The sequence below is a fragment of the Ruegeria arenilitoris genome (assembly GCF_013030985.1).
GTDB lineage: Bacteria > Pseudomonadota > Alphaproteobacteria > Rhodobacterales > Rhodobacteraceae > Ruegeria > Ruegeria arenilitoris_B.
This window is the reverse complement of sequence record NZ_WPYP01000013.1, coordinates 1-22,913: the sequence shown is the minus strand read 5'-3', so window position 1 is coordinate 22,913 and position 22,913 is coordinate 1. Positions and strand designations below refer to the sequence as shown.

Sequence of the window (22,913 nt, the reverse complement as noted above, 5' to 3'; positions counted from 1 at the left end):
GTGTTGGATGTTGGCTATGGGCCGCCTATACTTGATTACAAATCCCGTTCCACTCAATGAATGGTTCGGCATTCCGGTCAATCGCTCTGCAATCGGGTCGTGATTTCGGACAGTCGTGACCAGGACTGCAAGGTTACCGGCAAGGTAAGCGCCGCTTCAGCAAACTCCCACGAATAGCTGACAATCGAAAAGATCATTCCAGGTGTCGCATCCAGGTTTTGCGTCGCGAACCACAGGTTGAACAGGATCAAACCTATCAGCAGAGCGAAGATCACGCCGTACAGTATGGCTTCGGTATCCGAGAGCTTTACTTCGGACCGACGCAGTTTTTCCAAGTGGACAAGAACCGGACGTTCGCGGCGTTGCTCCAGAACGTTGACCTGATGCTCCATTTGCTCATTCAGCGCACGGTTCCATTGCCAAAATGTCGAATGAAACAGAGCGTAGACGGACATCATTCCGACAAGAACCCCGCAGGCTGACAGAGCCAGAGCCGGCGAGAAGTAAAACAACAAGATTGCTGACACGACGAATTGCACGATCCCTGAGATTGCCGAAGGCAGGATCTCCTCCAGGAAGTCGGCCAGTTCACGCCCCATTCCGATCCGGGCGTTCAGCGATGAAATTGGCAGGTTCGAAAACCGCGCAGCAATCGCCTTGCCCAGTTCGACACGGATCGTTCCGTACACACGCGTGTCGTAAATCCGCCGGATCACGCCGATCAACGTAAGGGCGACCATGAGAGTGCCTAAATGCACAAAGGGCTGAAACTTTCCGCTCAGCAATCCATCGATAGCGAAGCCTATGAAAAGCGGGACCAACACAGTTAGCGCCGTTTCCGCCAGGATCAGAAACCAGGTAAGCCCTACGCGCCAACGAAACACACTCAGAAGCGTGCCGATTGTCAGTATTCGATCTGTCAGCATGGCGCACTACTGATCATAGTGAATGCGAACACGGACATCGCCGGGCCAGACCGAGGCGGCCTTGAAATCAGGCTCGTCCTCGGGGTTTGGGGCACCTGTTGATCCCAGACCCTCCAACAGTTTCGTCGCGGTCATGTTCAAATTTTCGTCCTTGTTTCCATCATGAAACAACAGCACAGCATATGGGCCTGCATTCAGGTTAGCGAACGCATGACTGACACTGCCTTTGCGGGACGGAATCTGGGCGTAGCCAATCGCGCTCCAGACGTCCAAACTGTCAAAGGCGCGCGCGTCATCAAACACAAGGATCACGATGTTTCCTTTGGCGTTGCGGATGCCATCCACGGTTACATTCAGACCATCAGCAGCGGCAGGCGTCGCCAGCAGCGCCATCACGGCGAATGCAGAGGGCAGAAGGTTCTTTGTCATGGCTTTGTCCTTTCTTCAGAAGGCTGCGGAAGGGGTGGCCTGAAAACTGCAAGGACATCTTCGGTGATGGCGATCAGCACCGGCACCAGCAGCAGCATCAGGGCGGTGCCGAAGAGTTCCCCAAAAGTCAGAGAGATTGCCGCAGGGATCAGATACTGCGCTTGCTCAGAGGTTTCGGTCAGCAAGGGCAACAGTCCAATCACCGTGGTTGCGGTGGTCAGAAAGATCGCCTTGAAACGCCCTATGCCTGCGCTCTTCAGCGCCAGGTTCACGGATTGACCTTCCTCGCGCGCCTGATTGTATCGGGTGATCATGACCAGACTGTCGTTCACGATCACGCCGGTCAGCGCCAGCATGCCGAAGAATGAAAACAGCGACAGAGAGACACCCATAATCAGATGCCCGACGGCAGCCGCGATAAAGCCAAAAGGCACAATGGCCAGAATGACAAAAGGCTGCCAATAGCTTTTCAATGGCACGGCCATCAGCACATAGATCAAAACAGCCGCCAGCAGCAGCGCACGTTTAAGGCCATCGCTGATATCGGCCATCTCTTCCAGTTCACCGGCAGGCAGGACTGTTACGCTGGGATATTTGGCGCGGAGTTTCGGGACCAGTTGCTCGAACACCGCCTGACCAACCTCCTCGGGGGCGACACGATCACGATCGATGGACGCGGCCACGATGTTCATACGCTTTCCGTCACGGCGGTCGATGGTACCAGAGGTGTAGGCGCCTTCGATTTCGGCAACTGTTTCAAGCGGCACCCAGGCGCCGGATGCGCTGCGCAACTGGGTCTGCATCAGATCAGCCAGAGTATCGCGGTTTTCCCGCGCGTTCTGTACGACCACGCGGACTTCGGACCCATCGCGCCTGACCTTGGTCACCTCTGCCCCGCCAAACCCATAGCCAATCTGTCTGGCCAAGGCTTCGGCGTTGAAACCAAGGTGTCGTGCGTCCGGGCGCAGGCGGATTTTCAGTTCAGGCTGACCGCCCGCCAACCCATCCCGAACATTCGCCACGCCTTCGATATTCGACAGAAAGTCCTTCATCTCAGCGCTGGCTTGCTCCAGCAGGTCTTCGTCTTTTGACGCCAACCGGATGCGAAACCCTCCGGCAAGTGCTTCCGATCCGGTGAACTCCAGCTCGGTTGCGCCTTCGACCGAACCAACCCGGTCACGCCATTCGCGGACGACGGTCAGGATCGGAACATCAGGGCGCTCGATCACTGGGATCATTTCAGCGTATATTTGCGCATTTCCTGCGCTGTTGATGATGGTGAACACCGTCTGAATGGGCGGCGTGGCCATACCGGCGTCTTCGGCAAGTTCGGCGTTCAGGTCATTCAGGACCGCTTCAGTCCGATCCACGTTTGCGCGGGTCAGCGCAAAGGGCGCGCGGGCGTCCATTTCCAGATTCATCGTGATGATCTGACCGGGCACTTCCGGGAAGAATACTGTTCTGACCTTGCCCTTGTACATCAGGCCAAGCCCCAGCGTTGCAGCGGCAATGAACAGGATCAGCACGGCGTAACGCTGTCGCACCGCCGCAACGAGCAGAGGCTGGTAAATGCGATCCCGAACCCAGTTTAATCCGCCTTGCGCAGCATCCTGTACCCGGCCCCACAGGCGGGTCAGCAGATAGCGGCGCTCTTGCCCCATCGAGACCTGCGCCAAGTGGGCTGGCAGGATGAATTTGCTTTCGATGAGCGAGAAGATCAGCGTCAGGATCACGATGCCTGCAAACCCGGCCAGCACTTTGCCCAGCGGGTTGTCGATCAACAGCATCGGGAAAAAGGCCGCGATTGTGGTCAGCACGCCAAAGACGGTCGCAACCGCGACCCGATGCACGCCTCGTTCAGTATCCCTGATCGGGTCGTTGCCCTTCCGACGTTCCTCAAAAACGCTTTCACCGACCACAACGGCGTCATCGACCAGGATACCCAAGGCGATGATTAGGCCAAAAGTCGTGACATCATTCAGCGAGTAATCCACCCATTTCGAGCCAGAGACCGCAATCGCCCCCATGACCGAAACGGGAATGCCCATGGCGACCCAGAAGGCCAACCGCACGTTCAGGAACACCGACAGCATCAAGGTCACAAGGATCAAACCCTGCACACCGTTGGACCGCAACAGCGCCAGACGGTCCGAGATATAGCCAGCACTATCGCCCCAGACTTCGACCTGAACCTGCGACGGTAGCTGGCGGCCGAACTCATCCAGCGTGCGGCGCACAACGTCACTGATTTCCAGCAGGTTCTCTTTCTGCCCGACCAGAACCTCCATCCCCACGGTTGGTTTGCCGTTCAGCCGGAACAGGTACTCGCCGTCCTGAAACCCGTCTTCGATTTTGGCAATATCGCCCAAAGGCACAAAGGACCCGTCGTCACGTTCAATGATTGGCAGGGCCGCGTATTCCGGCGCGTATTTTGCCCTGTTATCCGCTCGCAGATAGATCGTGCCGCCCTCGGTCCGCAGACGACCTGCCTGAAAGGCCAGCGAGTTACCTTCGATGGCGCGCGTTACATCCGATACGGTCAGGCCATAATGGCGCAACAATGCCGGGTCGATTTCGATGCGTAATTCCCGGGGGATCAAGCCCCAGATTTGCAGCCGGGACAATTCCGGTTGCGCCAGCAGCTCTTCCTTCAGGCGTTGCGCCAAGCTCTGCAATGTGGCCGGGTCTGTGTCGCCAAACAGGTTCAGATACAGCGCCGGAAAATCGAAACCCGACGCTTCGATCACGGGTCGACGCGCGGTATCGGGCAAATCGGTCAACCCGTCGATCCGAATACGGACACGATCCAAAACGGCTTGCAGTTTCTGGCCACCTGCGCGGCGGACGGTCACTACACTTAGATCATTTTGGGATTGCGAGGTCACACTTCGCACGCCCTCCAACCCTTCGAGCGCCTGCTCAACTTTCTGGGTCACCAATTCATCGACCTGTTCGGCCGTGGCGTCCGGAAACTCGATCGCGATTGTGACGCTTTCCGCCGGAATGCGCGGGAATCCTTCGATCCTGATATTCAGCAGCGTTTGCACCCCGAGGAACAGGATCAGAGCCATCATCAGGTTGGCCGCGACCGGATTGCGAATAAACCAGGATGTCAGCGTGTGCATGGTTTAGCCCCCATCCGATTGCGGCGTTACCCGCTGACCCGGCAGAAACGAGGCCAGAGGTGTTCTGGCCACGCGCCATGGGCCAGTTCCTTCGGGGGCCAATATTGTGACCGCGCCTTCGCTGCGAAACAGGATATTCGCGCTGAGCCTCTGCAGGTGGTCCTCATCGTCCACAAACCAAAAATACCCCGCACGAGTCAGGGCGCTTTCCGGTAGGGTCACGGTGTCTGGAATCCGGCGTCCAGGAATGTGAACCTGCAGGAAGTCTCCGGCGAGTATGCGTTCATCGGGATTTGTGACGTCCAAGAAAACGCGCACTTGTCGCGTGTTTTGATCCAGAAACCCGCCTCCACGCCGAACTTGAGCTTGCCCCAAAGATCCGCCCGAGCGCTGTGTCAGATCAGTTGTGGCACCAGAGATCGGATGGTCCAAAAGTGCCCAATCCGACTGGCTGAACTCGGCGACCAGTTCGAATTGCCGGTTGTCCGAGAGGTGTATCAGGACATCGCCCGGGCTAACCGTCTGACCGAGGCTGGCAAAGCGATGGGTGACATAGCCCGAAAACGGGGCGACAACTTCTGCGTCCTTCAGCTCATTTCGCGCCGCATTCAGGCGTGCCTGAGCCGCCGCAACGGTTTTTTCGGCAATGCGCAATTGTGGCAGGTTCACGGCCAGTTCGTTTGGCGGTTCTGTTTCATCCCGGTCAAACTGGCGTTGCGCAACGGTTACGTTGTTCTGGGCGCGCAATAACGCCAGTTCCGCTTGCTCAAGCTCCATCTCGGCCGCAGCAACGGCACTTTGATAAGGTGCATTTTCGATTGAAAACAGCCGGTCGCCCTGTTCCACCTGCGCACCAGCCAAAGCGGCAGAATGCACTGCGGTGATGCGCCCGGACACGGCAGATCGCAGCTCAGCATCCCACCTAGGCCGTACTTCGGCAAAGGCCGAAACCCGGGCCTGCACGGTTTCCGGGGCAACGCTGACGACAGAGACGGTCGGTGGCGGACGTGAGGTGTTTGTTGCCTGAACATCAATTGTATCTTCTGTGTCAAACAGCAGCATGACGATCGCGACAAACAGCGCCAGCGAAAGTCCAATCCAGAGCCATTGTCGGGTTGGTCTTTGCTGAGTTTCCAAGGTTTGGTCTGTCATAGTCCTGTTTTTCCTGTGCCGCCGAATCCATTGCACCTTGTGGCATGAGGTAAATTGTCATATACTATGAACGATCGTTCGTTCAATAGCTAAACGTAAAAATGACCGAAAACACGAAAAAGCCGGGTTCAACCCGGGAAAAGGCAACAGCCAAGCGTCGCAACCAGATTTTGGAGGCCGCGGTTATGTGTTTCCTTGAACGCGGCTACCATCAGACCGGTGTCCGCGATATTGCAGCGCGGGCGGGCGTCAGCCTTGGAAACCTCTACAACCATTTTCGCGGTAAACATGATGTGCTTGTGGAAATCGCAATGCTCGAGCGCCGCGAGATGGAGCCGTTTTTGAAAATCCTGACCTCAAAAGCACCCGCGCCTAAAATCCTAAAAAGGTTCATCGCAGCCTACGCCAAGTATCTGGCAGTGCCGGAAAACGTTATTCTCACGCTGGAGATTTCAAGTGAAGCCATCCGCCAACCGGACATCGCACAGCTGTTTGTCGAGAACCGTGCCAGGCTGACCGAGGCGCTTGAAGCGGTTGTAAGGAGTGGAGTAGACGCAGGTGACCTGCGCGCTGTTCCGGATCCTCTTCAGGCTTCGCAATTGATGATAGAGGTTCTGGAGGGCAGCGCGTATCGCAGTGTGTTGTCAGAATTACCCATGAACAAGATCATTGGAAGCGTGGAAGACTTTGTTCTGAGCTCGCTGCTGGCACGTCGATAATACGAGTGATGCGTGTCGACTTGGAACTCATGAAAATCTGCTAAGGAGACGCCGCACTGCGGCCTTGGTGCAGACAGCCAATTTCGGCTTTGGGCCATCTTTGTCGGCGCCGGATGTTTCCTCTGAATTGGATACTGCAACGCCACCGAAGTCCGGAAAGAGCCCTTTCTGGACTCCGCCAGCACTATTGATTTTGCTAGCGAAGCACGTCGTGAACCGCGGAAACCGGACGTTTAGAACCAGGTGCAATTGGCAGGTGAACGGACAAAGGGTGAATTCGCTGCGTTTGCACCAAGGTCTGCAATATCGAATAACCGGACGCATATGCGCGGCCGGTCTTTTGATTTTACCGATTTTCAGGTCGGCTCCGCTTCTCCAGTGGGTTGGAATGTTCAGCCGGTCTCACCGAAACCTTTCGGCACTGGCAGATCAGGCAAGGTTGCCGCACGCTTCTGCAAGGCCCGTCCGATGACCACGCGGCTGATTTCCGTCGTCCCGTCCACGATCCGCAGCATTTGTGCAAGACGTGACAAGCGATCCAGACCATAAGGCTGCAACAGCCCCATGCCGCCCAGCACTTGCGTACATGTATTTGCGGCCTTCACTGCGGCATCTGGCACAAACCGTTTGGCATGGGCGGCCATCAGTGGGCCTTCGGGAGTGCCAAGGGCCTCTGCCGCCTTGCGGTACAGCAGTTTCGAGGCTTCAAGATCGGTCGCAACTTCGCCCAGCATCCACTGGATCCCGTCCAGATCAAGGTTCTTGCCACCAAACATCTTGCGGTTCTTGGAATAGGACAGCGCCGTATCCAAGGCAGCTTGCATCAATCCACAGCATCCTGACGCAATCGACACACGAGCGATATCGATTGCCATGAGTGAGCCTTGCAAGCCCTGACCGATCGGCAGGATGATGTTGTCTTCACGCACCACTACTTGGTCCATGTACATCTCGGCAAGAGGCAGGAAGTTGTAGGACGGGGTGTCGTAGAGCGGACCAAAGCTGAGCCCCGGAGCATCAGCGGGAATGGCGATCATCGCCATATCCTTGTGGCCGGGTGCGTCACTGGTTTTGACCACGGTGAAATAGATATCAGCCTCGGTCGCCAGGCTGACCCATGCCTTCGCACCGCTGATCGTCCATGTGCCGTCGTCATTGATCACGGCTCGCGAATACATGTTTGTTGCGTCCGACCCCGATTGCGGTTCGGTCAGTGCAAAGTTCGCCAGTTTGCGGCCAGAGGTCAGATCCCGTGCCCATTTTTCCTTGAAGGCATCTGTGCCATAGCCGCAGCCCGCGAAGGTACAGATGTTATGCATCGACAGGGCAAAGGCATAAGCGCCGTCCCCCAGCCCCAGTTGTTCATAGACCTGAATGCCTTCTGCCAGCGGCAATCCTTGGCCGCCAAACTCTTCGGGGGCGTAGAGCCCGGTCAGGCCAGCGGCCCCGGCCTTGTCCGACGCATCACGGGGCCATTTCTTTGCGGCGTTCCAAGCATCCACATTGGGCAGGATGACCTGCTCGGCATGGTCGCGTGCGGCTTGGAGTATGGCGGCGAGTTTGTCTGACATTGGGGGGTCCTTTCAAAGGCGATCATTCTCATATGACGCCACAGCCGAGCAGCTGGGGTATGCCGGGCTGGTGAGCTATCAACGCGAAGCTTCAGCTGAAAACGCTTCTCTGCAGCAAGATCTAGCAAGTCGGCCCGCTGAGAACCATCTCGTGCGATGACAGATCATTGTTCAAAAATGACAAATTGGACTGCTTTACCTTTGCGTCCTGCGATACGAGCTTGGGGTGCTGCCGGTCCAGCGTTGAAAGGCTCGGTGAAAATTGGCAGCCGAGGAAAAGCCGACATCATGTGCGATGGCCTCAACGCTTTTGCGCCCCGCCTGCAGGTCGCGGATCGCGATGTCGCGGCGCAGGGCATCCTTGATCGCCTGAAACGACGTCCCATCCGCCTGCAACCTGCGGATCAGGGTGCGCGGGGTCATGTGCATTGCGGATGCGGCCCGGGTCAGGGTCGCCGCCTCCCATCCCGCCTGCCCCAGGTAAGTGCGCACCCGCAGCGATTGGGTGTGCTCCCGCGAACTGGTAAAGATCCAGTCCCGGGGCGCGTTTTGCAAAAACCGGTCAAGATCAGATGTGCTGCGCGTTTGTACTGGCCCCAGTGCATTCGGGTCGAACGAGATCGCGGTGGCAGGTTGGCCAAACTGAAAGGGTGCGGGAAAGATAATCGCGTAATCCTGATCAAAGTCCGGGCGATCAAACGCGAAATCAACGGCCTTAACCGGAACCTCATGTCCTGCCAGCCAAGACATGAGCCCGTGGGCAAGTTTGAGGATCAGCATATGCCCAAACCGCTGAAGCGGCACTTCGCCTTGTGGTGTCAGTGTAAGCACCAACGCACCTTCGGCGTCATCGAGATCAAACTGATAGTCATCGAGCAGCAAATTCCAGAAGGTCGAAAACCGGTAGAGTGCAGATGGCAAGGTTGTTGCTTCGCGCACTGTCGTCAGAAGATGTTGTAGGGCCCTCGGTCTGACAGGTCTGCTCCAAAGCCCCATCATCTCATCACCAGTCTCAACTGCGGCAAGTTGATAGAGACATACGATCTGATCCAGCGTAATGCGACCATTCGGCGAGCGCGTATCCGCGTTCAGACCGGACCGGCTAAGCAGCGACGCCATCTGCGCCTCTGGACACAGGGCGCGCAGCGCCACCAGCCAGTCATCGACAAACTGGCTGGAAACGGTGGAAAGGATAGTTGGCGTGACATTGGTCATAACACCTCAGGAGGTATCACCAATTCCGGACGATATGAAATGCGGCACATGCAGATGTGCGACCTTCGCAGATGACAGAATGTCAATGTCTCAACCACATAACGCTCTGCTTGACCTCATTTCAGTGGGGTCAGGCGACTTCGAACAGCGCTGCGGCCCCCATGCCTCCGCCAATACACATGGACGTAACTACGTATTTTACACCACGACGCCTCCCCTCAAGCAGAGCGTGCCCGACTTGTCTCGCACCTGTCATACCATAGGGGTGGCCTATCGATATCGAGGCAGCCCGCGACAGGGTATCCATGACCGGATGCAGCGAACTGTTGGTGTGGTGAGCACTGATAGTGGCGGACATTGGGTTGGCATGCGGCGCGCGCTCTGGAGAGGAATTCCTCGATCAGCCGGCTCTTGCCGATGCCGGGCTCGCCACACACGAAAACCGCTTTTCCGTCGCCCTCGCGGGCACAGATCCAGCGAGACCAAATCATCTCAAGCTCGGCATCACGGCCGACATAGGACGTGAGCCCGCCGACAGCTACCGCTCCAAAACGCGAGATCGCGAGCGATCCGACGACCTTGTACAGGGTAACAAGATCAGAAATTCCCTTTAGTTGCCGCCGCGCCAACTGTTCGAGCTGGGATCGCCCACCTGCCAATCGCTGCGTTTTCTCACTTATGACGACGACATTCGGACCTGCTTCTCCCTGCAACCGAGCCGCCAAATTCGGTGTGTCATCCGAGACCGCCCGAGATTCAGAAACTCCTTCGCCGACGAGATCGCCGGCGACGACGAGGCCGGTAGCGATCCCGATGCGACCTGGAGTTCATGTGCACAATCATTCCGGTTCAATCGTTCGACCGAACCTATCGTACGAAGCGCTGCTCTGATGGCTCGTTCCGCATCGTCTTCATGGGCATGCGGGCATCCGAAATAGACCAGCAAGCCGTCGCCCATATAGCTTGCGATATACCCACCGAACTCATTGAGCGCCCGCGAAGCCGCTGAGCGATAGTCGGTCAGCAGCTCTCTGAATTGCTCCGGGTCCACCGATTCCGAAAGGGCAGTGGAACCGACCAAATCGCAGAACATGACGGTAAGCTGGCGGCGTTCGGCGTTGGAGGCGGTGGGTTGGGCTGTAGCAGTGGTCGGGATTGGGGATGCGACGCTTTCGCGGACCGCGGCCTAAAAACGTCTTCGATCTCCGCGATTTAGTCCAAGGTCCTTGAGATCGTCTTCGGACAACTTGGCGACCAGATCCAAGCGGATTCCATTTTCCTTGAACGATCTGGCATGCTCATGGAACTCATGATCACGGAGCCATTAGACGATGCTATCCATGTCGTTGGAGAGCCGCCGTTGCCATGGTCCCCGCAGACGGCGCTTTAGTCCGGGAATTGTGATTTCGAGTGCCGTTCGGCACGAACTAAAGAAATTCCGGTCCTAGCGCTTCGCGATCCTTTAGATAGGGAAGCCGTTCTTGCGCGGTTGAAACGTTGTCTAGCCGCAATGTGCCGTAGATAATCTCAGTATCCGCTCCCGCGCGGACGAGTTCCTGCCCGTCTGGTGTCGCGATAACGCTTTGACCCAAAAAGGTCATGCCGTTTTCGATGCCAGCGCTGTTGGCATAAGCGAGATATACGCCGTTTTCGTATGCTCGGGTCGGGATCATGCGCTGAGCGACCCACTCCCACTGAGCGCCAAGTGCAGTAGGTACCAGTACGAGCTCTGCTCCCATTGAGGCCACATGCCGCGCAGTTTCCGGGAATTCAGCGTCATAGCAAATCAGCGTCGCAATTCTCACGCCGCGGTAAGAGAAAAGTGTGCAACCTCGACCGGGTGTGAAATGATCCCCTTCGAACCCCGGCGGAATGGCCAGTTTACGGTGACCGCCCAAACGCGTACCGCCCGGCCCGATGCACTGCGCCGAGTTATAGATTACTTCCCGGTCAGCCTCGGCAAATCCGTAATGGATAGCGACGCCATAAGCCTTGGCAAGCACCGCGATAGCTTTTGCAATGGGACCGTCGGCCGGTTCAGCCCTATCCGCGATCAGATCGCCAATGTTGTAGCCGGTGGCAAACAGCTCGGGCAGCACCAGAAGGTCAACATGCTCAGCGGCAACCGCAGGCATCGCTTCGGACAGCCAATTCAATCGCTCTTGTGTCGTGGCCAGCTCGGCAGGAGATTGCCCGACTGCAAGTCGAAATGTGCGGCTCATTTTTAGTTGTCCGTAACAAGCAATGTGCGGGGGTATTCCGTGATGTAGTCAATTCCCGTTTCCGTCACGACGACAGAGTCTCCAATGCGGCCTGCGGTGACCCCATCGATGGAAATACCCCCATCCACCGCAAACGTCATGCCGGGTTGCAGGATAGTGGTGTCGCCGGTTTTCAGTTCTGGTGCTTCAAGGTAGGCCACACCAATCGACCGCCCAGTGCGATAGCCTGTCTCATACCCGCGTTCGGCATATACGTCATTGGCGGCTGCAGCCACTTCCTGCGCTTGGATGCCGGGACGAATGGCGGCGATTGCCGCCTGTTGGGCGTCAATTGCAGCCTGCTGCACGCGAGCGGCATCATCGCGCACCTCACCGATGTGAAACATCCGGTCAAATCCCAATTTGTATTGTTTGAACTGCGCCATATTGCAAAAGCAGAAATAGACTGGATCGGCGCGCTGATACTGGCGCACCGAAGCCCGGCGATGCACCATGGATGTATCCTTGCCACTTTGCAGGATTTGTAGGTTGTGGATCATCGGTGAGACGAACCTGTCCCAGCCTTTATCTGTGAGGAATGAAGCCGCTTTGCGCGATCCGGCTTCGATCACCGCCAGCGCGCTTTCATATTCCTGAGCACCTTCCCGCAGGCTAACATGGGCGGCCTTCATCATCGCGCCGGCGATTTGCCCCGCTTCCTTCATCACCTGAATCTCAAACGGGGTTTTGATCATCCGCATGGCCCCCAGGATAGGTGAGAAATCCTTGATCGGCACACCCGGATAGGTCTCGTCCAAATGGTTGCGTACAAGGGCTGGGATGCTGCTGCGTTCCACCCAGATCTCACCCGGTTTGTCACCCAAGGCGCCAGCAAGGGCCCGGCCCCATGTGCGTTGTCCCATGTCTTCCCAAGTGCGCACATCTTCGACCCAAGTCATTGCGCCCACCATTTCACTTTCCATCAGAGGCGTAATCACGATGGGCGCCTCATCGACGCTGACCACCAACATGGTCGGACGGCCAAACTCGATACCCAAGTAACCCCAGAATCCTGCAAGATAAGCGATGGAGCTTTCATCCGTAATGACAGCACGCTGGATACCCAAGTCCTGCATGCGGGCTTGAAGGGCAAGAGTGCGGGTTTTGGCTTCGTCGAGCATGTTTGCTTCCTCAATTGATGAGTCGAGAAACTTTCAATATGCGTAAGCTGCATACACCTAAGGAGTCAAACCTAATAATTGTGCAGGTTCTTGCCCCACGGTTACCATTGGTGTATACATCTGTCTGTATGGAGATTTATTTGCCACCCTCTCAGAAAGCCCCGGCGACTGAACTCAGAAACTCGGTCGAGGCCATTCAGACCGAGATTATCCAAAGAATCTGTTTTCTGGATTACAATCAGGGCGATCAACTGAAAGAGGCTGAACTTGCTGCTGAATATGGCGTCAGTCGCACCCCGGTACGTGATGCAATCAGCCGGATCAGTCATCTGGGGCTGGTAGAAACCCGTAATGGGGTGGGCACGGTCGTTGTCGCATTGTCCGCCGCGCAAATCCGCCATGTCTATGATATGCGTCTGGAACTCGCGGCGCTGATCGGCACGATGTCACCCCGCACTATCACCCAAACCGACTGCGAGGCTGGACGGACTTTGCTGCATGAGGCGAAAGCGCTTCGCAGTGCCTTTAATTCGCGGCGATACATTGAGATCAATCACCGCCTGCACATTTTGATAGCCAGCCTTATCGGCAATGGTGTGCTGCAGTCATTCTGGTGGCAAACCTATTATCAGGCGGCCAGTACGTGGTACCGACTCAGCAACCAAAGAGGCCCCGAAATGGCACAGGCGCTGGTGGCGGAACTCAGTGATATCAACACGGCATTAGAGCATGGCGATGTCGCTGCGATCGGATATATCCAGCGCACCCACATCGGATATGGCTACCAGAGGATCAAATCCCACCTGCTATCAACCGGGGCGGAGTAACGAGACCCTAAGGTAGTGACAATGTCATGACGCGGCAGCCGGAAGACGGAATGGCCGGCTTCCCGACGCATAGCCGCCGTCCGATTGAGGCGCAGCACTTCGTACTTTGGGCTCGACGCTGCCATTCTCTGCCGCGGGTATTGATGGGAGGTAAGCGCCCTAAGCCGCCGTTGCTGTCGGACTAGGATGCCGTCAGAGCATTTTGCAGCTGCAGCCCACGGGCGTCCTTCGGGCTTGAATTACTGCGATCCGGGCAATCCAAGGGTTTTAAAAACTTCTGCGCAGGCTGGGGTTGTCAGAGCTCGGAACCGATCAATTTCCAGCTCTAGAAAGCAAGCTTCGACAATGGCTTTCGCGAACTCTTCTTGTTGATTTTCGAGAACACTGGCCGCTCGCTCCGCCATATGTGCTTGGGCGCCTAGCAGTTCTTGTGAATAAAAGCGTCGGCCCCCGAACTCGAAATCCAAACCATAAGCGGATTGAAGGCACGAAGATCCTCTATCCTGACTTTCAGGCCCAAGGTTGAATCCGCTTCGACCGAGTAGCTCTTCAGCCATCGTCTCAACAGCCACTCGATCATCTCTTTCGATAGCATCAAGGCATTGGTCAATCAGGTCGGAGTGACGGAGTTCGGAATACTCAGTTGCAAACCCTTGACCTGTGGAAAGAACAATAAGCAATACGCACTGAGCGCCAATAAATCTGAACATCAACAATCCTTCCAATCTGGCTGAACGCTAGGTTGGTGTGGTTTCACACGCAAGGAGCATCAAAATGGTCGACTTGGCGACCCTAAGCACGGGGCTGTTTAAGTCAGTAGACTGACGAAGTCAGGATAACACCTCGTCCGATTTTTTGCAGGGCGAGGCGTTTTGTTAGAGCGCGGCGAATGGCTTCTAGGTCCGCATTGCGCCGTTCGCGACCTGCTGCATGCGCGAAACTCCAGACGACAGTGAAGGTCTGGTATGGGCTCATCTGCTTGTCCGAACTCGCCGCAGAGAAAGTCGGTAGTGAGCCCAAAGATACAGCGGTTATAGGCCGTTAATTTGAGCTTTGGTTAGATCTCGCGCGTGCTTTCAATCATCCACTCAAGATATTCACCGTTGGCTTGGTCAACATCAATCGAGAGAATACTGGGCGTCTCATAAGGGTGCATCCTGCGGATCGCTTCAACGACTACGCCAAAAAGCTCTTTTCGGGTCTTCAGCAGAAGTGGGACCTCCCGCGCGGTTACGATTTTTCCCTTCCAGAGATATTTACTGCTAGTCGCAGTGTAGCGGTTCGATGAGGAAACCAAACGCTCTTCAAGAAGACTGTCCGCGATCTGGTCAGCGACTTTCTCGGATGGGCAGTTGACCCAAATTTTGACTATCATCTGCAATCTCACAAACGCTAAACCTGAGTTCTTAGTCTAACACGGGACCATTCCGACGCCATTGTTGCTCCTACAACGTATCGCCACCTGGTCGTGCCGTTTCTGCAGCGGTTCGCGGCCGAAGTCGCGATTGGTATTGCAGATCTTTGCGGCGAAGGCTCCTTAAAGTTCATCAATCCATCTCGAACCCGCGATTGCGGTCGAGACCACGCGTGACCTCTGAGGCGAGATCGTCGTGACGCTTGGCTTTGGACCGCTTGCGTGACACCTTTGATGAACCACTCTTTGTGCGCGTCGACTCAAGCAGCTCAAAATCTCACGCTGAATCCGAGCTAGTGCAGCACAGCTATTTTGCGGCCACAGCAGGTTTCGCCTGAGCGGCCGTTCACGCCGCGCGCTATTCTATTGCCACCTGAGTGCCTGTTCTCACCGAGAAAGTGTGCGCTTGGTTGAGTAAGCCGCCATTGGCACAGACGCAGCAAAAGAGCACTTCGTCCGAGTCACCGCCATCTGCGTACCACTCAGAGAATGTCCGGTTTACGTGGTTCGCGACCTGCCGCATGAGCGAAAGACCGAGGTGTGATCAAGGTCCGGTAAGGGCTCAAACCGGCCATTCTCTGCGTGTCACACGAAGGGCTGCTTACCAATTGTTCAGCTGGAAGTTCTCGAATTCAAGTGTCTCAGAAAATAGAAACTCTAGGCTCAGGCCTCATAGCCAGTAAATGACCATCGCTGCGAGTGCGACGGCCGACAGAAAGACTTTTGGGCAGCGGTCGAAGCGCGTTGCCACATGTCGCCAATCCTTCAATCTGCCGAACATAATCTCGATACGGTTGCGGCGTTTGTAACGACGCTTGTCGTATCGGGCGGCATTCGCATTGTGCTCGAACCAATGGCGCACCATGGCTCAGCTGTCGCAGATGGCATGCAGATTGGTGTTCATGCCACCCTTAGTTCACCCCCTCTCGGCAAAGATGCCCTTATCGCTCCAGCGCTTCCAACGATTGCAGAGTGTCTTGAGCAGCCCGTATTCCTTAGGCGCATCCCGCCACCGCAACCCATTGCGATGGATGAAGACAATGCCACTCAAGACCCGCCGATCATCGATGCGGGGTTTACCGTGGGATTCAGGAAAGACGGGCGCAAGACGCAGCATCTGCGCATCCGCCAGCCGGAAAAGATCAGGCATGCTCACCGATCGGCTTTCGAACCGTGAATCACCCGGCCTGCCGGAAATCAATGGGTCCTGAGGTAGGCGATCGTGTTTCTCCGTGTTCAATGCTCCTCGCGCGCACTGTGTACCAGTTGTCCCACAGGAAAACCCAAAGGCAGCTTCGTCGTCATTCAGCAGAAATAAGAACAGCGCATAGCTTTTCGGCGTTCAGCGGCGTGGCAGATATTGAATGGGTTATGTCAGATGGCCTCTGAAGCGGACACCAGGCCCGAACACCGGTCTGGAATGTCCGCGCGCGGATTGGCTTTATTGCGCAGATGCTGACTGGCCCCCCTTGTGAACATCCGCACAATGCACAGGATGAAAACGGCGGGTGGCGTAACCTCAGCTACATTGGCTTCAAGGCCACGCGGTTGTGTTGCAAGTATTGGCCCGAAATTGACGGAACCGCGTTCCTTGGTGTTTGTTGCCTTCAAATCAACCGTGAGCAGGTTTCAGCATGATCTGGATTGTCGTGTTGTTGGCTCAAAACACTCATGAAAAGTTTGGTGATGCGTGTTGGCGCGGGTTGCCTTCGGGTCACAGCCGCAAATCGTGTGCGATACTGAGTTTCGCTGGGCAAAACCTTCTTCATCAATTTCTGGTCAACAAATTGCCGGGCAAGGTGGTCCGGCAGATACCCTAGATACCGGCCGGATAGAATCAAAACGGCTAGAGCCTGTTCGCTCTGTACCTTTGCCGCGCGCTTAAAGCCCAATTGCTGACCAACAATGAGATTTGGGGAATTCACGCTGAGGCCCGCATAGTTGAACTTGCGCAGCTCGTCCATGTTCAGATCGGCATCTGAACGATCAAACAAAGGGTGTTCATTGCCGCAATACAGAAACATGTCTTCTCCATAGAGCGGGACATAATCAAGACTGGCTGAGGGACGGTGCAACGCAATGATCCCGATATCCAGATGCCCGGAAATAACCATGGTTTCGATCACGTTGGGGGGCTCCACCGAAAGCTCGATTTGAACGGCGGGCGCTGCCTCGTTGAACTTGTGGATCGAGCGGGCCAGCCGCGCCTCCGGGTTTGAGGTGCATTGATCGAACAACGCCACCCGAATAATTCCCGCCAGTTGCTCCTTGATTTCGTTCACTTCCGTTCGAAACTGCGAGACGGAAATCAGCAGGTCTTCGGCGGCGCGCAGCACCTTTTCCCCGTCTTCTGTCAGTGAGAAACCGGCAGGCCCGCGATTGCAGAGTTTCAGGTCCAGACGCAGCTCAAGGTCCGAGATGTGTTTGGAGATTGTCGATTTGCCGATGTTCAACTCAACCTCGGCTGCCGAAAGCCCGCCGCTTTCAACAACGGTTTTGAACACCCGCAACAGCCGGATATCGGCATCGCCTATTCGTGTGGACAGTGTGTCGAGCTTCATTCTGCAAGTTCGATATATGTGAAACCTATCGCGCAAAGTTTAGCAACGAAGAAACACTTTGCGCAAGCTAGGTTTTCCGCGCCGAGGCAGAATCGGACTGGCCAACTCTCCCCTGGTCAGCGCGCACCTCGAAACCTGACAAATGGGAGGAAATCCATGTCAATCATCAACAAGCTTGGCACCTTTACCGCTGCCGTATCCGTGGCGGCGCTGATGGTCGCAGGCGCGGCTGACGCGAAAAACTTCAAGATCGCGGTCGGCGACAGCGCAGGCAGCCCGCAGGAAGCGACCGGTAAGTTCTTTGTCGAAGCACTGGAGGCGAAGTCGGGCGGCGAACACACCGCAACGTTGTTCCTGAACGGTCAGCTGGGCTCGGAACAGGACACCGTGAACGAAGCGGCCATCGGCACGCTGGACATGTCGCTGCTGGCGATCAACAACGTCACCCCGTTCTCGCCTTCGGTGGGCGTGTTCACTCTGCCCTACGTCATCCTCAGCCTGGAAGACGCCGAAACCCTGACCCAGGGCCCGATCGGCCAGGAGCTGACGGAAAACACAATTCGTGACGCAGGCGTACGCATCATCGCGTGGACCTATACCGGCTTCCGCCGCCTGACCAACTCGAAGAAACCTGTAACTTCGGTTGCCGACCTGCAGGATCTGATCATCCGCGTTCCCAAGAACGAGATCATGATCGAAACCTACAAGGCCTGGGGCATCAACCCGACCCCGATGGCCTGGTCGGAAACCTTCACCGGTCTGCAGACCAAAGTGGTCGACGGTCAGGACAACCCGTACATGACCATCAACGCGATGAAGTTTTACGAGGTCCAGGACCACGTGACCAACCTGCGTTACATCTTCTCGATCGAACCGCTGATCATTTCCGAGGCCGTGTTTCAGAGCCTGAGCGAAGAAGAGCAGCAGATGATCCTGGAAGCAGGTCAGGAAGCAACCCAGAAATCCGCTCAGTTCCTGCGCGACTCGGAAGCCGCTATCAAAGAAGAGCTGGTCGCCAAGGGCATGGAAATTGTTGATCCCGAAAACGACGAGGCCGAGTTCATCGAACTGGCGACCGGTGCCGTTTGGCCGCAGTTCTACGAGTCCATCGGTGGCGTCGAAAAGCTGAACGCCGTTCTCGAAGCCATCGGCCGCGATCCGGTCCAGCAATAATCGCCGCAGAGCGATACAGGGAAGAGCGCCGCGGCGCTCTTCTCATCTCAGGGAGGAGGGAAACCACATGTTCTGGAAATTTCTGGACAATATAGAAAGCGTCATATGCCGGATTTTGTTATCCGGTTTCGTCTGCCTTTTGTTCGTACAGATCGTCGCGCGCGAAGTCTTCGGCTTTTCGATCAGCTGGATCGAGGAACTCTCGGTCTACATGTTCGTCTGGTTCGTCTATTTCGGCGCCAGTTACGCCGCCTTGAAGGGCGCGCATAACCGCGTGACGTTCCAATTCAAATTCCTGCCCGACGGCGCGATCAAGTATATCGAAGCCTTTGCCGATCTCTTCTGGCTCTTCTTCAATGTCTACTTCCTCTATCTGGCGACGGATTTTGTTTTCAACAAGATGAACAAGTTCTGGAAGTCCCAGACGTTGGGCATCGAGATGAAGTACATCTACATGGTGCTGCCCATCGCCTTTGCGCTGATGACCTTCCGCATCCTTCAGGTGAATTACCGCCGCCTGATCAAGGGCGAGGAAATTCACGACCCCGATCAGATCGACCTCGACGAAATCAAAGCTGCGACCGAAGCAGCGAAGAACGACTAAAGGCAGGGAGGACACGTCATGGAATCCGAAATCGTTACAATTCTGTTTGGCTCATTCCTACTTTTGCTGCTGATCGGTGCACCGATCACTGTGGCTCTGGGTGTGGCCTCGCTGTTTTCGTTCCTGTATCTGGGCGAAAACCCCATCAAATTCGTGCAGATCGCCTTTACTTCGGTGGGAGCCTTCCCGCTGATGGCGCTGCCCGCCTTTATCCTGGCTGGAGCCCTGATGGAGGCCGCCGGGATATCAAAACGGCTTATCAATGTTGCTGAAAGCCTGGCCGGCCCCTTCACCGGCGGCATTTCGGCGGCAACTGTCATGGCCTGTCTGTTTTTTGGCGCCATCTCGGGTTCAGGCCCGGCAACAACCGCGGCGGTGGGGATGCTGATGATCCCTGCCATGATCAACCGCGGATATGAGCGCGGCTATGCCTCGGCGATCACGGCGTCCTCTGGCGGCCTCGGGATTATCATTCCTCCCTCCATCCCGATGGTGATCTTCGGCATTGCCGCGCTCGGCATGGCGCCACCGCCCGAAGCGGTCGAGAAATTCGGCACCTTCCAATCGGTCTCAATCTCGAAACTTTTCATCGCAGGTTTTGTTCCGGCCTTCCTGATCGCCACCAGCCTGCTGATCCTGAATTTTTTCATGTCCAAAAAGCGCGGCTACAAGGGCTCGGCCGAAGGCTGGTCCATCCGTAACGTGTTCTGCGAAATGTATCGCGGGTTCTGGTCGCTGATGGCACCGCTGGTGATCCTGGGCGGTATCTACACCGGCTTCTTCACCCCGACCGAGGCCGCAATTGTCGCGATCTTCTACACGCTGGTCGTAGGTGTGGTCATCTACCGCGAACTGACCTGGCAATCGCTGTTCCAGTCGCTTGAGGCCACGACGTGGCTGACTGGGCGGGTGCTGCTGATCCTGTTCACCGCAACCGTGTTTGGCCGTCTGCTGGTAGAAAACCAGATCCCGGCGATCATCGCCGACTCGATGCTCAGCTTTACCGACAACCTTTATTTGATCTGGGCGCTGATCATCTTCTTCCTGCTGTTCGTCGGCATGTTCATGGAGACGCTGGCCACCATCCTGATCCTGGTTCCGGTGATGCTGCCGGTGGCCTATTCGGTGGGTATTGATCCGATCCACTTTGGCGTGGTGATGGTCTGTACACTGGGCATCGGCTTCCAGACTCCACCGCTGGGTGAGAACCTGTTCATCGCTTCGGGGATTTCAAACATCTCGATCGAACAGATCTCGCTGCGGGCGCTGCCGTTTGCCGCCGCCAATACCGCCGCGATCTTCATCATCGCCTTCTTCCCTGAACTGTCGCTGTGGCTGCCACGGCTGCTGGGCTACTGACCCGGAAAGGTTGACGACATGAAACAACTGGTCACCAACATCCTGTTTGCCACCGACTTGTCGGCGAACTCACCCCACGCCCTGCGCCATGCCGCCAGCATCGCGCAGGCGACCGGAGCGCAGATCCACGTCCTACACGTCAACGAGCCGCTTTCAGATGACGTCAAAATCACGATGGAAATGTTCATCCTGAACGAGGAAACCCGCAAAACCGCGCAGTCGCGCCGCCACGAAATGGTGCGCCAGGTGTTGGCCGAACGGCAGGCCAAGTTCTGGGCCCGTTTCGAAGGCGATGATGCCAAGATTCGCGATCAGGTCACCTCGGTCGAGGTCACCGATGGCCACCCGGCCGAAGTGATCCTGCGCCGTTCGGTTGAGATGGGCTGTGATCTGATCGTGCTGGGCGCGCATGACCACGGCTTCTCGCACACCTTCCTGGGTACCGTCGCCAAGCGCGTTTTGCGGCGGTCCAAGATCCCGACACTGATCGTTCCGAACCCGGACGAAACGTAACACCCCCTCTGAAAAGGAAACACAATATGAGCAAAACCCTGACGGCGCAGGACCTGGCCGACACGTTCGACGCTTTCAACCGTCACGACATCAACGGTGTGATGACCCATTTCGCCGATGATTGCGTGTTCTACACCGTGGCCGGCGATGAGAAATACGGCAACAAAGTCGAAGGTGCCGAAGCCATCGCCGCCGCCTTCTCGGGCGTGTGGGCCGGCATGAAAGACGCCCATTGGGATCACCACAGCCACTTCGTGCATGGTGACCGGGCCGTATCGGAATGGACCTTTTCCGGCACTGACGCCAACGGCATGCGGATCGAGGCCGAAGGCGCCGATCTGTTCACCGTGCGTGACGGAAAAATCATCGTGAAACAGGCGCTTCGAAAAACGCGCCCAATGTTCAAAGCCTGATCCGCCGCCCTGCGCGCAGCTTCGGAGAAAAACAAGAATGGTGGACAACAGCATCCCGCGTCACTGGCCCAAGGCCAGCTATGATCCCAAGTATGACCCCATCATAGATGCGGGCCCGGGTCACAATCGCGACCACGCGCCAACCTATTGGATTGGCACCGCCGGCACGCCGCCTGCGGATGACGGCCCGGTACCCAGTGACACGGACGCCGATGTCGTTGTAATCGGCTCGGGCTATACCGGCCTGTCGACCGCCATTCATCTGGCCAAGGAACATGGCATTCAGGCCGTGGTTCTGGAGGCAAACACCGTGGCCTGGGGCTGTTCGACCCGCAATGGCGGGCAGGCCCAGATTTCATCCGGGCGGCTGAAACGCTCGCAGTGGATCGAGCGGTGGGGCATTGATGTCGCCAAAGGCATGCACGCAGAGGTGACCGAAGCCTTTGAGCTGTTCAATGATCTGATCGCTTCGGATGATATCAACTGCGATCCGCAGCCGGGGGGGCATTACTATATTGCTCACCGGGACAAAGTGATGCCGTCGCTCAAGAAAGAGAGCAAACTGCTGAACGATGTGTTCGGCTATGGCTCGCGCATCATCTATCGCGATGAACTGCACGAAAGCCACGTCCGGGACATGGAGGCAGTAGGCGCCATGTGGGAGCCTGATGGCACCTGCATCCATGCCGGAAAGCTGGCCTTTGGTTATGTCAACATGGCTCGTCGGTTGGGTGTGAAAATCCACACCGGCAGCCCGGTGATGGGGTGGGAGACCAAGAGCGGCGTTCATCATCTGCGCACACCGGGGGGCATTGTCCGGGCAAAGACCGTGGCTCTGGCGACCGCCGGTTACACCCCACCCGGCTTGAACAATCGGACGAAACACCGCCTGATGCCGATCCTGTCGAATTCGATGGTCACCCGGCCGTTAACCCAGTCCGAGCTGGACGAGTGCGGCATTCAGACCAAGTCACCCCTGACCGATACCCGCACGTTGCGGCACTACTATCGCCTGTTGCCAGACAACCGGATGCAGATCGGCAGCCGCAGTGCGGTGACAGGGCGGGACGCTGAAAACAACAAGCATTTGGAACTGCTGAAAAAAGGTCTCGCCCGCAAGTTCCCGGCGCTGGAAGACATCAACCTCGACTACTCGTGGTGGGGGTGGGTCGATGTCAGCCACGACATGATGCCCCGCATCTTCCAGCCAGACCCTGATCAAAGCGTGTTCTACGCGATGGGGTATGGCGGTAACGGCGTGATGTATTCAGCACAGGCCGGGCGACGCATGGCGCAGTTGGTTGCCGGTGAAAAGGACAAGGCATTTGACCTGCCAATCTTCACGTCGCCTTTGCCAAGCCACGGCATCCTCACACCTTTCCGACGATTGGGCCAGCGCATGGCTTATGTCGGCTACTACCTCAGGGACGAAATTCTCTAACTCACCAACGCTTTGACGTCTCAAACAAGGACAGACTCAGATGAAAATGACGACGGAAGAGGCCTTTGTTAAGGTTCTGCAGCTTCACG

General features: G+C 56.5%; 21 protein-coding genes and 4 pseudogenes. 8 read left to right on the top strand and 17 right to left on the bottom strand.

Annotated elements, in window-relative coordinates; translation table 11 throughout:
• Positions 1 to 77: 77 nt before the first annotated feature.
• From GOX88_RS20675 to GOX88_RS20660, 4 genes are read right to left on the bottom strand one after another with little or no spacing between them, the layout of a single operon-like run.
• Complete coding sequence (locus GOX88_RS20675; RefSeq protein WP_170406439.1) at positions 78 to 926, bottom strand: ABC transporter six-transmembrane domain-containing protein; 849 nt, start codon at positions 924 to 926, stop codon at positions 78 to 80.
• 6 nt (positions 927 to 932) lie between these two features.
• Complete coding sequence (locus GOX88_RS20670) at positions 933 to 1,355, bottom strand: DUF2141 domain-containing protein (protein WP_170406436.1); 423 nt, start codon at positions 1,353 to 1,355, stop codon at positions 933 to 935.
• Positions 1,352 to 4,480, bottom strand: a complete 3,129-nt coding sequence (locus GOX88_RS20665) for an efflux RND transporter permease subunit (RefSeq protein ID WP_170406432.1) — start codon at positions 4,478 to 4,480, stop codon at positions 1,352 to 1,354. Before GOX88_RS20665 ends, GOX88_RS20670 begins: the two co-directional genes overlap by 4 nt.
• A gap of 3 nt (positions 4,481 to 4,483) precedes the next feature.
• Positions 4,484 to 5,632, bottom strand: coding sequence for an efflux RND transporter periplasmic adaptor subunit (locus GOX88_RS20660; protein ID WP_170406428.1), 1,149 nt, complete (start codon positions 5,630 to 5,632; stop codon positions 4,484 to 4,486).
• A gap of 101 nt (positions 5,633 to 5,733) precedes the next feature.
• Between GOX88_RS20660 and GOX88_RS20655 the strand changes: the two genes are divergently transcribed.
• Positions 5,734 to 6,351, top strand: a complete 618-nt coding sequence (locus tag GOX88_RS20655; RefSeq protein WP_170406425.1) for a TetR/AcrR family transcriptional regulator — start codon at positions 5,734 to 5,736, stop codon at positions 6,349 to 6,351.
• Between the two features lie 392 nt (positions 6,352 to 6,743).
• Here GOX88_RS20655 and GOX88_RS20650 read toward each other — a convergent pair whose 3' ends face one another.
• From GOX88_RS20650 to GOX88_RS20615, 8 genes and pseudogenes are all read right to left on the bottom strand, one after another.
• A complete protein-coding gene (locus tag GOX88_RS20650; RefSeq protein ID WP_170406422.1) occupies positions 6,744 to 7,922 on the bottom strand; it encodes an acyl-CoA dehydrogenase family protein in 1,179 nt (392 codons plus the stop codon).
• Between the two features lie 195 nt (positions 7,923 to 8,117).
• Positions 8,118 to 9,137: an AraC family transcriptional regulator gene (locus tag GOX88_RS20645; protein ID WP_170406419.1), complete on the bottom strand. Its 1,020-nt coding sequence runs from the start codon at positions 9,135 to 9,137 to the stop codon at positions 8,118 to 8,120.
• A gap of 130 nt (positions 9,138 to 9,267) precedes the next feature.
• Positions 9,268 to 9,420: pseudogene (locus tag GOX88_RS20640) on the bottom strand (acetyl-CoA C-acyltransferase); the annotation flags it as partial.
• Positions 9,356 to 9,628, bottom strand: coding sequence for a hypothetical protein (locus GOX88_RS23800; RefSeq protein ID WP_437436443.1), 273 nt, complete (start codon positions 9,626 to 9,628; stop codon positions 9,356 to 9,358). The gene GOX88_RS23800 and the pseudogene GOX88_RS20640, both read right to left, overlap by 65 nt.
• A gap of 185 nt (positions 9,629 to 9,813) precedes the next feature.
• Positions 9,814 to 10,293: an adenylate/guanylate cyclase domain-containing protein gene (locus GOX88_RS23795; RefSeq protein WP_437436442.1), complete on the bottom strand. Its 480-nt coding sequence runs from the start codon at positions 10,291 to 10,293 to the stop codon at positions 9,814 to 9,816.
• Between the two features lie 30 nt (positions 10,294 to 10,323).
• Positions 10,324 to 10,449, bottom strand: a pseudogene (locus GOX88_RS23790) (SAM domain-containing protein); the annotation flags it as partial.
• A 115-nt stretch (positions 10,450 to 10,564) separates the two neighbouring features.
• The gene (locus tag GOX88_RS20620; protein WP_170406410.1) at positions 10,565 to 11,359 is read right to left on the bottom strand and encodes a carbon-nitrogen hydrolase family protein; all 795 of its coding nucleotides are present in this window, start codon (positions 11,357 to 11,359) and stop codon (positions 10,565 to 10,567) included.
• 2 nt (positions 11,360 to 11,361) lie between these two features.
• Positions 11,362 to 12,519, bottom strand: coding sequence for a M24 family metallopeptidase (locus GOX88_RS20615; protein ID WP_170406407.1), 1,158 nt, complete (start codon positions 12,517 to 12,519; stop codon positions 11,362 to 11,364).
• A gap of 140 nt (positions 12,520 to 12,659) precedes the next feature.
• On the opposite strand from GOX88_RS20615, the gene GOX88_RS20610 reads away from it, so the two are divergent.
• Positions 12,660 to 13,346: a GntR family transcriptional regulator gene (locus tag GOX88_RS20610; RefSeq protein WP_254443386.1), complete on the top strand. Its 687-nt coding sequence runs from the start codon at positions 12,660 to 12,662 to the stop codon at positions 13,344 to 13,346.
• A 239-nt stretch (positions 13,347 to 13,585) separates the two neighbouring features.
• On the opposite strand, the gene GOX88_RS20605 is transcribed toward GOX88_RS20610, so the two are convergent.
• The 5 genes and pseudogenes from GOX88_RS20605 to GOX88_RS23530 all read right to left on the bottom strand — a co-directional run.
• On the bottom strand, positions 13,586 to 14,056 hold the full coding sequence (locus GOX88_RS20605; protein ID WP_170406405.1) for a hypothetical protein: 471 nt from the start codon (positions 14,054 to 14,056) through the stop codon (positions 13,586 to 13,588).
• 347 nt (positions 14,057 to 14,403) lie between these two features.
• Entirely contained in the window at positions 14,404 to 14,721 is a 318-nt protein-coding gene (gene cutA / locus GOX88_RS20600) for a divalent-cation tolerance protein CutA (protein ID WP_170406402.1), read from the bottom strand.
• 709 nt (positions 14,722 to 15,430) lie between these two features.
• Positions 15,431 to 15,910, bottom strand: a pseudogene (locus tag GOX88_RS23865) (transposase).
• 457 nt (positions 15,911 to 16,367) lie between these two features.
• Complete coding sequence (locus GOX88_RS20590) at positions 16,368 to 17,096, bottom strand: substrate-binding domain-containing protein (RefSeq protein WP_367647849.1); 729 nt, start codon at positions 17,094 to 17,096, stop codon at positions 16,368 to 16,370.
• Positions 17,097 to 17,111: 15 nt separating this feature from the next.
• A pseudogene (locus tag GOX88_RS23530) lies at positions 17,112 to 17,321 on the bottom strand (LysR family transcriptional regulator); the annotation flags it as partial.
• A 156-nt stretch (positions 17,322 to 17,477) separates the two neighbouring features.
• Between GOX88_RS23530 and GOX88_RS20585 the strand changes: the two are divergent.
• The 6 genes from GOX88_RS20585 (at position 17,478) to GOX88_RS20560 (ending at position 22,824) form a co-directional block, all read left to right on the top strand.
• Positions 17,478 to 18,494 (top strand): TRAP transporter substrate-binding protein, encoded by a 1,017-nt coding sequence (locus GOX88_RS20585; RefSeq protein ID WP_170406396.1) that lies wholly within the window; start codon positions 17,478 to 17,480, stop codon positions 18,492 to 18,494.
• Positions 18,495 to 18,561: 67 nt separating this feature from the next.
• On the top strand, positions 18,562 to 19,098 hold the full coding sequence (locus GOX88_RS20580; RefSeq protein WP_170406393.1) for a TRAP transporter small permease: 537 nt from the start codon (positions 18,562 to 18,564) through the stop codon (positions 19,096 to 19,098).
• Positions 19,099 to 19,116: 18 nt separating this feature from the next.
• A complete protein-coding gene (locus GOX88_RS20575; RefSeq protein ID WP_170329028.1) occupies positions 19,117 to 20,457 on the top strand; it encodes a TRAP transporter large permease in 1,341 nt (446 codons plus the stop codon).
• Positions 20,458 to 20,475: 18 nt separating this feature from the next.
• Complete coding sequence (locus tag GOX88_RS20570; RefSeq protein WP_170406390.1) at positions 20,476 to 20,970, top strand: universal stress protein; 495 nt, start codon at positions 20,476 to 20,478, stop codon at positions 20,968 to 20,970.
• 26 nt (positions 20,971 to 20,996) lie between these two features.
• The gene (locus tag GOX88_RS20565) at positions 20,997 to 21,383 is read left to right on the top strand and encodes a nuclear transport factor 2 family protein (protein WP_170406387.1); all 387 of its coding nucleotides are present in this window, start codon (positions 20,997 to 20,999) and stop codon (positions 21,381 to 21,383) included.
• 37 nt (positions 21,384 to 21,420) lie between these two features.
• On the top strand, positions 21,421 to 22,824 hold the full coding sequence (locus GOX88_RS20560; protein WP_170406384.1) for an NAD(P)/FAD-dependent oxidoreductase: 1,404 nt from the start codon (positions 21,421 to 21,423) through the stop codon (positions 22,822 to 22,824).
• Positions 22,825 to 22,913: the final 89 nt, after the last annotated feature.

What these genes read in the sequence shown, in the direction of transcription:
- GOX88_RS20575 (WP_170329028.1), top strand. Translation starts at nt 19,117, where the DNA reads ATGGAATCCGAAATCGTTACAATTCTGTTTGGCTCATTCCTACTTTTG.
- GOX88_RS20560 (WP_170406384.1), top strand. Translation starts at nt 21,421, where the DNA reads ATGGTGGACAACAGCATCCCGCGTCACTGGCCCAAGGCCAGCTATGAT.
- GOX88_RS20660 (WP_170406428.1), bottom strand. Translation starts at nt 5,632, where the DNA reads ATGACAGACCAAACCTTGGAAACTCAGCAAAGACCAACCCGACAATGG.
- GOX88_RS23800 (WP_437436443.1), bottom strand. Translation starts at nt 9,628, where the DNA reads ATGATTTGGTCTCGCTGGATCTGTGCCCGCGAGGGCGACGGAAAAGCG.
- GOX88_RS20605 (WP_170406405.1), bottom strand. Translation starts at nt 14,056, where the DNA reads ATGTTCAGATTTATTGGCGCTCAGTGCGTATTGCTTATTGTTCTTTCC.
- GOX88_RS20585 (WP_170406396.1), top strand. Translation starts at nt 17,478, where the DNA reads ATGTCAATCATCAACAAGCTTGGCACCTTTACCGCTGCCGTATCCGTG.
- GOX88_RS20580 (WP_170406393.1), top strand. Translation starts at nt 18,562, where the DNA reads ATGTTCTGGAAATTTCTGGACAATATAGAAAGCGTCATATGCCGGATT.
- GOX88_RS20650 (WP_170406422.1), bottom strand. Translation starts at nt 7,922, where the DNA reads ATGTCAGACAAACTCGCCGCCATACTCCAAGCCGCACGCGACCATGCC.
- GOX88_RS20620 (WP_170406410.1), bottom strand. Translation starts at nt 11,359, where the DNA reads ATGAGCCGCACATTTCGACTTGCAGTCGGGCAATCTCCTGCCGAGCTG.
- GOX88_RS20665 (WP_170406432.1), bottom strand. Translation starts at nt 4,480, where the DNA reads ATGCACACGCTGACATCCTGGTTTATTCGCAATCCGGTCGCGGCCAAC.
- GOX88_RS20655 (WP_170406425.1), top strand. Translation starts at nt 5,734, where the DNA reads ATGACCGAAAACACGAAAAAGCCGGGTTCAACCCGGGAAAAGGCAACA.
- GOX88_RS20645 (WP_170406419.1), bottom strand. Translation starts at nt 9,137, where the DNA reads ATGACCAATGTCACGCCAACTATCCTTTCCACCGTTTCCAGCCAGTTT.
- cutA (WP_170406402.1), bottom strand. Translation starts at nt 14,721, where the DNA reads ATGATAGTCAAAATTTGGGTCAACTGCCCATCCGAGAAAGTCGCTGAC.
- GOX88_RS20675 (WP_170406439.1), bottom strand. Translation starts at nt 926, where the DNA reads ATGCTGACAGATCGAATACTGACAATCGGCACGCTTCTGAGTGTGTTT.
- GOX88_RS20670 (WP_170406436.1), bottom strand. Translation starts at nt 1,355, where the DNA reads ATGACAAAGAACCTTCTGCCCTCTGCATTCGCCGTGATGGCGCTGCTG.
- GOX88_RS20570 (WP_170406390.1), top strand. Translation starts at nt 20,476, where the DNA reads ATGAAACAACTGGTCACCAACATCCTGTTTGCCACCGACTTGTCGGCG.
- GOX88_RS20615 (WP_170406407.1), bottom strand. Translation starts at nt 12,519, where the DNA reads ATGCTCGACGAAGCCAAAACCCGCACTCTTGCCCTTCAAGCCCGCATG.
- GOX88_RS20565 (WP_170406387.1), top strand. Translation starts at nt 20,997, where the DNA reads ATGAGCAAAACCCTGACGGCGCAGGACCTGGCCGACACGTTCGACGCT.